8 protein-coding genes are annotated in these 7,863 nt (G+C 31.5%); 3 read left to right on the top strand and 5 right to left on the bottom strand.

What is annotated here, in order from left to right; translation table 11 throughout:
- The coding region (locus ACGH6R_RS08890) for an EF-Tu/IF-2/RF-3 family GTPase (protein WP_411599499.1) at positions 1-438 on the top strand (438 nt) is incomplete at its 5' end.
- A 129-nt stretch (positions 439-567) separates the two neighbouring features.
- On the opposite strand, the gene ACGH6R_RS08885 is transcribed toward ACGH6R_RS08890, so the two are convergent.
- Complete coding sequence (locus tag ACGH6R_RS08885) at positions 568-1,965, bottom strand: RtcB family protein (protein ID WP_411599497.1); 1,398 nt, start codon at positions 1,963-1,965, stop codon at positions 568-570.
- A 334-nt stretch (positions 1,966-2,299) separates the two neighbouring features.
- Between ACGH6R_RS08885 and ACGH6R_RS08880 the strand changes: the two genes are divergently transcribed.
- Together ACGH6R_RS08880 and ACGH6R_RS08875 are read left to right on the top strand one after the other, a co-directional pair.
- Positions 2,300-3,340, top strand: coding sequence for an SIR2 family protein (locus ACGH6R_RS08880; protein ID WP_065562767.1), 1,041 nt, complete (start codon positions 2,300-2,302; stop codon positions 3,338-3,340).
- 9 nt (positions 3,341-3,349) lie between these two features.
- The gene (locus tag ACGH6R_RS08875) at positions 3,350-5,167 is read left to right on the top strand and encodes an ATP-binding protein (RefSeq protein WP_411599495.1); all 1,818 of its coding nucleotides are present in this window, start codon (positions 3,350-3,352) and stop codon (positions 5,165-5,167) included.
- 108 nt (positions 5,168-5,275) lie between these two features.
- On the opposite strand, the gene ACGH6R_RS08870 is transcribed toward ACGH6R_RS08875, so the two are convergent.
- The 4 genes from ACGH6R_RS08870 to ACGH6R_RS08855 all read right to left on the bottom strand — a co-directional run bounded on the left by ACGH6R_RS08870 (position 5,276) and on the right by ACGH6R_RS08855 (position 7,781).
- Entirely contained in the window at positions 5,276-6,028 is a 753-nt protein-coding gene (locus ACGH6R_RS08870) for a hypothetical protein (protein ID WP_411599493.1), read from the bottom strand.
- A 1-nt stretch (position 6,029) separates the two neighbouring features.
- A complete protein-coding gene (locus ACGH6R_RS08865; RefSeq protein ID WP_411599491.1) occupies positions 6,030-6,734 on the bottom strand; it encodes a JAB domain-containing protein in 705 nt (234 codons plus the stop codon).
- Between the two features lie 290 nt (positions 6,735-7,024).
- Positions 7,025-7,462 carry a hypothetical protein gene (locus tag ACGH6R_RS08860; protein ID WP_411599490.1) on the bottom strand — a complete coding sequence of 146 codons (438 nt, stop codon included), beginning with the start codon at positions 7,460-7,462 and terminating at the stop codon, positions 7,025-7,027.
- Positions 7,449-7,781, bottom strand: coding sequence for a hypothetical protein (locus ACGH6R_RS08855; RefSeq protein ID WP_411597038.1), 333 nt, complete (start codon positions 7,779-7,781; stop codon positions 7,449-7,451). The genes ACGH6R_RS08860 and ACGH6R_RS08855 overlap by 14 nt, the downstream gene beginning before the upstream one ends.
- Positions 7,782-7,863: the final 82 nt, after the last annotated feature.

Below are 7,863 nucleotides of genomic sequence, written 5' to 3'. Positions count from 1 at the left end.
CCAACAGCAAAAACAACTTGTACTGGTGTTGAAATGTTCCGTAAATTACTAGACGAAGGTCGTGCTGGTGAAAACGTAGGTGTATTACTTCGTGGTACTAAACGTGAAGAAATCGAACGTGGTCAAGTATTAGCAAAACCAGGTTCAATCACCCCACATACAGATTTCGAATCAGAAGTGTATATCTTAAGTAAAGATGAAGGTGGTCGTCACACTCCATTCTTCAAAGGTTACCGTCCACAGTTCTACTTCCGTACAACTGACGTGACTGGTACAATCGAATTACCGGAAGGCGTAGAAATGGTAATGCCAGGCGATAACATCAAAATGTCAGTATCATTAATTCACCCAATCGCGATGGCAGAAGGTTTACGTTTTGCGATTCGTGAAGGTGGTCGTACTGTTGGTGCAGGTGTTGTTGCTAAGGTTATTAAATAATTTAAAACCTTTATCGCATCACCGATGCAAACAAGTAAGAAAGGCGTACATTGTGCGCCTTTTTTATTTAAAATATTAATACCACAATGCTAAACCACACTAGCCAAAACTAGCATGGTTTTATCAAAATTATACTTTAAACGTAACCCACGGTTTAAGTTTAACCACTGTTTGAATCAAACCGGCGTTTTGCTGTGCTTCAATTACAGGTGTGATAGGTTTATAGGCGGTAGGGGCCTCTTCACGTAGGCGTTCTTCTTTTAAGGTAATACATTGCCATGGCAAATTAACCTTATCATATTCAACTTTTTTGCTACGCATAGCTTGTCGTCTTTCTGCTCGACCAGCACCGTGTGAACAAGACCATAACCAATCAGGATGGCCTTTACCCACTGCTACATAAGAGTGATCACCCATTGAACCTGGGATTAAAGCTATCTGACCAGCATAAGCAGGCGTCGCCCCTTTACGATGAATATTCATCTCATGTTCAGGCAAAATGATATTGTGCGAAATGTCGACCACGAGTTGACTATCATCTTGATGAAAAATAGTTGAAAGTGATTTACGTATCAATTCGGTAATCACAATTCGATTAATCCAAGCATAACGCGCAGCAACGCCCATAGCGTGTAAATAGGCTTGTGCATGACTATCTGTTAAACCAAACAATCCTGATTTTGGTTGTTTTTCATTAGTCGGCCATAAAGCTTTTGCTTTATCTTGCCAACGCTGACCAATGTAAAAACCAACATCACGCGATCCGGTGTGAATCATGACGACGATACTATTTTTTTCAAGACCTAATTGATAAGCTAAATGTCGATCGATAATATCATCAACAATTTGTAACTCGACAAAATGGTTACCAGATCCGACAGTACCTAAACTCGCTGGGCGGATAATATCGCGCTTTTCAAAAAAGGCTTCAGGCGCATACTGACAATCTGCCTTAATTAAATGATTACCGGATATTTTATCAAGCTCTGCGTGTAACCGTTCATAATTAACTGAATTCCACAAACCTTGCTGTGGTAACGCCGATAACCATGCTGCAAGACCTTGATCGAATAATGCTTGAAAAGATTGCGGAGTAACAGGTACATCACGCTCATCTTGCAATAATACACGTTTTAATTGTGTAATAATTGTCGATTTTTGTTCACACACCTGATCAAAGCTTAAACCGGTGGTAAAAAGCCGCATACCGCAATTAATATCGGTACCAATTGCTGCCGGGATAATTAAATCCTGGGTAGTTGCAACAATACTACCAACAGGCGCAACCGCACCTGGATGAAAATCAGGTGTAGCACGAGCCATGCAAACTTTCCCTACACTATTAGGGACGTTCACTGATGCAAAGTTCAGAAGCTGTTCTACCGCTTTTTGCTCTAATGGCAATGGACTTGGTAACAAAATCTGAGCAGATGTATTTTCTTTATCTAAAGTATAAATATCATTATTAAAATGACTTTCAATCCCAAGACGGGACAAACGTTTTTGTAAACGAGAAAATGTAGACATAATAGCCACCTAGAAAACAATAAAAAAGCGTCTCCTCAAATTGAGAAGATAATTACTGTTTTCCTGCAGCAGCACTATTCAGGAAAGCGGGCGAATTCTATACCAAGTTTATGGGGTTGTAAAGTGACTCAGTATAATTTTTAAAGCAAAAAAGGGGATTTTAGGAAATTTAAAAGGATAAGTTATATTTTTAAATTTTATCTTTGAAATTGAATTCCATATTTAACGTAATTTAAAACTAATTGACTAAAATTTAAATACAATTATAGATACTTGTTTAGTATGAATTTTGTATGATATATTAAACCGATATAAAGAAGAGGAAAAAATATTTGTGGCATTAGTAAAAACATATAATAAAAATGACAAAAATGAAATTGAATATTTTCAACGCATATTTCAATCTGCCAATATTAATTTTTTGATTGGTTCGGGGGCATCTAAACCAGCCATAAATATATTAGGGACCATTGAATTCGACTTACAACAACATATAATAAATCGAGACGAAGTTAGTTATTATAATCTTTCAGAAAGTTTTTTGCGTGGTGTATGGGATGCTACTGATATTTTGTTAGATAGAACTTATGAAAGTTCTATTTACTGTTTTCTAAAAGAATTTGTTAATAATGTAAAAACTACACAGAGAAATTATATAAAATTTATATCTATTCTAGAAAATATCTTAATTAAAAGGCGAACTGGTTTACTTCCAAGAAGAGCAAATATTTTTACGACTAATTATGATTTATTTATAGAAGATGCAGCAACATATAGACATAATTTAATTTTAAATGATGGTTTTACCCATAGAAAAAATATTTATAATGAGTATATTTATGACTCTAAAAGTTTTTATCGATCGATTTATAACACTGGAAACTTTTATAACTATAGCATTGAATTACCAACGATAAACTTAATTAAATTACATGGTTCTCTTTCATGGAAAAAAGAGGGTGATGATGTCTATTATAAAATTCCTCCAATAAAACCAATTCGATTTGAAGATAGCCAAAACCAAAAAGATTGGGTTAATCAACATGCATTAGTTCTTCCTCGTAAAGAGAAATTTAAAGAAACTGTCTTAGAAAATATTTATTATGATTTGTTAAGAACCTATTCTAACGAATTGGATAAAGAAGGAACATTATTAATTGTTTTTGGATTTTCTTTTGCTGATGAGCATATCGAATTATTAACTAAAAAAGCTTTACGAAATACGACACTCAAATTAATGATATTTGCCTATAACGAGAGCAGTACTGAATCTTATAATGATAAATTTAAAGATTTTGCCAATGTAGAAATTGTTTATTTAAAAGACGAGGATATGGATTTAGAAAAGTTTTGCTCAATATTAGAAATTATTTAGGTTATAACTATGAATGAATTTTTCATTGAAGATGAAGCAGTACTTAGAATTGGTGAAGTTGTTGAAGTATCAGGAAGATATATTACTATTCTGGTTGATAAAAATAAAAATCTTAGTGATCTCTTTTTTAAAGGAAAAGTTTTAAAAAATGTTTCTGTAAACAGTTTTATTGAAATAAAAAAGGGGTTTCTTAGTTTAATTGTAAAAATTGAATCAGAAAAAATTATAGAAGATAAAAAAAATGATTTAAATAATACCGGTGGTTCCAGTGCAAATCATTACCTTCGTTTTTTAACTACATCATTACTTGGATACATTGATAATCAAGGAAAATTTGCAGGCGGAACAAGGGAATTTCCTCTGATTGGTAACGAAGCTTTTATCGTCACTGAAAATATTATTCAAAGCATTCATGCTATAACAACTAAAAACGATCTTAGTATAAATTTTGCTAAAACAGACCTAGAAAATATTGATATTTCAATTCCTGTTGACGGGTTATTAAATTCACATATAGCTATTTTTGGTAACACCGGTAGTGGCAAATCAAATACTTTAGCTGCTTTGTATAAAAATGGTTATGAAAAATTGAATGCTAATATTCAAAATGATTTTCGAAATAAATGCCGATTTTTGTTATTTGATTTTAATGGTGAATATACTTCTAATGATTGTATTACTCCCGACAAAAAGGTTTATAATCTCGCTACTCAGACAAATAATGGCGATAAAATACCAATTCCTAAAGAAATGTTACTTGAACATGAAATGCTTTCTATTTTATCCGATGCAACTGATAAAACACAAAAACCTTTTTTAAAAAGGGTTTTAAATTTTTATTCTAAAGTTAACTCTGTTGATAAACCGATAGAATATTTTAGAACAATTCTCGAAAAAAGTATTAAGGAAACACTTACTAGTAGCGATAAAGTAAAAACAGATACTATCATTGATTTTTTCAGGTTGTTATTTGACGATCAAGATTTAACATCTGATTTAGAATTTTTTTATGCAAATAAAGTTTGGAAAATAAAAAATAGTTCAAATTTTATGAACAAAGAAGAAAATGTTCCTTGCACAAAAATATTTCAATATGCTGAAAAATTTGAATTTTCTTCAGATTTATTAGATGATTTCTTAAAATTTAGCTATTTGCAATTAATAAAAGAAATATTATCAAATCAATCCGAACACTCTCATGTTTCCCCTGTAATTAATAGACTTGTTAGTAATAAAAATGATATCAAAAAAATTTTTGATACTTCGGGAAAAGAGGAATTTTGGAAAGAAAGTAATTTTATTGTTATTAATCTAAATATGGTTAATCTCACAATGAAAAAAACACTTCCATTATTAATATCAAAATGGGCTTATGAAAATAAAAAACAGGAAGATAAAAAATCCTCACTTTCACTTATAATTGATGAGGCTCATAACATTCTTTCCAATACATCAAATAGAGAGTCAGAAAATTGGAAAGATTATCGCCTAGAAACATTTGAAGAAATTATCAAAGAAGGTCGAAAATTTGGTGTATTTGTTACTATTTCCAGTCAAAGACCAAATGACATATCGCCAACAATTATTTCACAAGCTCATAACTATTTCATCCATCGATTAATTAATCAAAATGATTTATATGCCATTCAAAAAGCAGTTTCGTATATTGATAAAGTTAGTGAAGAATCAATACCGACATTGCCAAGAGGTACATGTATATTTAGTGGTGTGTTAAGTCAGATGCCACTTAAATTGAGAGTGACTGAATTAGATAATAAACATAAACCCAAAAGTGATACGTTATCTTTTAATGATTTTATAGATTAAATAATAACATTTAAGAACATTATATTTGAGTTGTTCATGATCTTCTTTACCCGTTTAACAACCAACTCTATAATCCAGTTAATACCTTTTTGCATTAGCATGTTTAAATTATTTTCGATGTGCTTTTTTAATTGTTTCAATTGCTGATTTTTCCTTGGAATTTTTCTCTTCTTTTTTTAAGCATTTCTGGGTGTTTAATTCGGATAATCGAGAACTAATTTTTTGAATAGCTCTTGAGTTTTTTTTAATCAATTTATAGGTAGAAATTGAATCTCCTATTTTTTGAAAAAAAATTAACACGCATATTAAACTTGCCAAATAAAACATTAAACAAAAGATAGTCCAGACAATTACTTCAAAATTAGTATTATTTTGTGCTAAGACTGACTTTTCTATTGCCTGTAATTTACAATATATACATAAACCTAAGAAAAAAATGAAAGCTACAAGTACACCAAAAATTTTTTTTAAAGAACCAGATTTATCAAATATTAGAGCTTTTTTAGATTCTCTGAATACTGAATAGGTAGCAAATTTTTTAGCCTCTTTAATTGTCCAACAAAGATTGTATTTTAACAAAAAAATCATGATCTTCTGTTTAGATATATCTCTCTCATTCAAAAAAATACGACCATATTCTTGTTCCATTATTTTATTGATAACATGTGTTTTTTCGCTATAACCATCTAATTCTTTAAATTTATCTTTATATTCATCTAGTTTTTCAAGTTTTGATTTTCGAAAAAGATAAGGGAATAGGTTTTTAAAGAACCAGTTAAATACTGATAATATAACAAAAAGAATCCCCAAAAAACCATAACTATTCATTGCATGTTCAATGTCTTGAATTGAAGATATCACTTTATTCTCCTTTTCTGATAGTCCTCTCAACTTTCTTCGGTGTGATTTCCATTATTTTAGCAATAGTTTCAATATCAACACCTTTATTAAATAACGCATTTGCTAATGCCTTGGCTTGTGCAAGCGCTGCTTCTTTTTGTTCCTTTTCCGCTTTTGCTTTTTGTTGAGCTGATTTTGTCTTATCCCTTTCAACTGCCAACTTCTCTTTAGCAATCAACTTTTCTTCCTTGCGGATGCGTTCAACCACTTGATAAGTTGGGACGTATTTTAGGCTTTGTTCTAACTCGTCCATAAGTTTGGTACTGCGGAAGCTGATATAGGATTTAGGGGTGATGATTAGGTGGTCGATTAGGTCGATATTTAAAATTCGTCCGACTTGGATTAGGCGATCGGTGATATCTTTATCCGCTTCGGAAGGTGTCAGCGATCCTGACGGATGATTGTGAACTAATATCACGCGTGAGGCGTTTTTCATTACCGCAACACGAAATACATTCATCGGTTCAACATCGACCGATTTATAACTGCCAAGCGCAATCAGTTCGATATACAGGATATAACCAGCTTGATTCATCCCAATCATCCAAAGATGTTCTTTTTCTTGGTCGATTTGGTTATCACGCAATAACACACGTTGCATAATGCTGTAGACATCGTCTGTGCCTTCAATATAGCGTTTGTCATGCTTGGTTAGTTTTATATCCATTTTATCACCTTGTAAAATCACTTAAAAAATAATATAGCATATTTTTCTTAGACTTAGCAGTAGTTAATTAATCTTGGTCATACCTATGATAACTATTTTATGTTTGCCAGATAGGTTCATCATAAACTGCAATAAAAATAATTTAGCACTTTAGTATGGATTCTAATTTTACTAATTTTTATTAGGAAACGCCTAAAATAACAGCAGATAATTCAATATCAACAATCCAATCTAATAAGTTCAACAGTTTAAAATAGTTGGGCGTTTTTTTGGCTAGTTCGGACAAATGATTATTGCTTCAAAGCAAGCTTACTTGATATTTTTTGTATCCCACCAATAGAATAATGACAGCATAATAATATTGCTGGATAGATTATAAAATTAAGGGTTATCATTGATGTGATACCTAACATCCCCATAATAAAATCTAGATTAAAAATCGAGTTATAATCATCTCCCATAATTAACATGAAGAAAATTGGTGACATTAAGGTAATGATAAAACCAATTGGCACTCCGCAAATCACTAAATCTATCGGTCGTTTTATTTTATTTAAAAGAAAGATTGAAATCAGAATAAAACAGAAATAACACAAACCATAACATATCAAATAATATAATTCTGGTGTGCGATGTTTTGCGATAATCATTCGATAACACCATTGGTAACTTAGATAGGCACCGATAAAATTAAATAAAACGATAATGACTAAATTAATTATTTTCATTAGATAGTCCTTTTTTATCTTCAATCTCTTTTACCGCTTCTTCCAAAGAACCAGGTAACAAATAAAGTTCTTGTAGACCATATTCATCTAAAACAGATGAAATGGCATATGCACAATACGGTAAATAAAAAGGGGCAATTGCATAATTACCATTAATAATTTTTTTTTCAATATTCAGCGCTTCCTCTCGTGTTAAAGTGATTTCACGTTGAGAAACATAATCACCATCTTCCGCATGGTATTTGATAAATTGTTCAATTGAAAAAGGGATATCTCCATCATCATAAAAAGCTTCTGCTTGTCCTCGATATTGTCGCATGTAATCGCCATTGGGATCAAAAAGTTAGGTATTTTGCCTTTAATAAGTATGTATAGTGCAGGATGAGTTCCATATCCTAAAA

It is taken from the genome of Gilliamella sp. CG13 (assembly GCF_046635805.1).
GTDB classification, from domain to species: domain Bacteria; phylum Pseudomonadota; class Gammaproteobacteria; order Enterobacterales; family Orbaceae; genus Gilliamella; species Gilliamella apicola_I.
This window is presented reverse-complemented; position numbering and strand designations above follow the sequence as displayed.

What these genes read in the sequence shown, in the direction of transcription:
- ACGH6R_RS08860 (WP_411599490.1), bottom strand. Translation starts at nt 7,462, where the DNA reads ATGAAAATAATTAATTTAGTCATTATCGTTTTATTTAATTTTATCGGT.
- ACGH6R_RS08855 (WP_411597038.1), bottom strand. Translation starts at nt 7,781, where the DNA reads ATGCGACAATATCGAGGACAAGCAGAAGCTTTTTATGATGATGGAGAT.
- ACGH6R_RS08865 (WP_411599491.1), bottom strand. Translation starts at nt 6,734, where the DNA reads ATGGATATAAAACTAACCAAGCATGACAAACGCTATATTGAAGGCACA.
- ACGH6R_RS08885 (WP_411599497.1), bottom strand. Translation starts at nt 1,965, where the DNA reads ATGTCTACATTTTCTCGTTTACAAAAACGTTTGTCCCGTCTTGGGATT.
- ACGH6R_RS08875 (WP_411599495.1), top strand. Translation starts at nt 3,350, where the DNA reads ATGAATGAATTTTTCATTGAAGATGAAGCAGTACTTAGAATTGGTGAA.